Origin of the sequence: Thermococcus sp. ES12, from assembly GCF_012027515.1 — an archaeon.
GTDB classification, from domain to species: domain Archaea; phylum Methanobacteriota_B; class Thermococci; order Thermococcales; family Thermococcaceae; genus Thermococcus; species Thermococcus barossii.
Genome location: NZ_SNUP01000147.1, coordinates 1 through 387, shown reverse-complemented (window position 1 = coordinate 387; position 387 = coordinate 1). Strand labels below are relative to the sequence as shown.

Sequence of the window (387 nt, the reverse complement as noted above, 5' to 3'; positions counted from 1 at the left end):
TATGATGACAATGAAGTGATTGATACTAATCTGGGCAGTCTCTACACTAACTGTATGCAAGGAAACGCCACAGCATGTAAAGTCTTAGCGGCCCTTGGTGGAACTTAGTTTTGTTTTCTTTTCTTAAATCTTTCAAATTTGTGAGGGATTATTAATGAAAAAAGCTCAAGGTTCTCTTGAGTACTCTGCGATGATAGCCCTTATTCTCGTGATAATATTGGTAGCGGTTTTTTACTTTGGTGAGGGTGTCGTACCAAAGGCAATAAGATCCACCCAGCAAAATGAAATTTTGCAATATCAAAACAGTGTGGAAGTTATAAAATCTAACTATGAAGCTACAGAAGCTTGGAACTCCTTCAAAAATAAAACCATCTCATGCTCAAACTC

The 387-nt window shown here is 37.2% G+C and carries 1 protein-coding gene; it reads left to right on the top strand.

The genetic code is table 11. The features are described 5' to 3' along the window. Positions 1-154 precede the first annotated feature (154 nt). The coding region (locus tag E3E37_RS11495; protein WP_167717482.1) for a class III signal peptide-containing protein at positions 155-387 on the top strand (233 nt) is incomplete at its 3' end.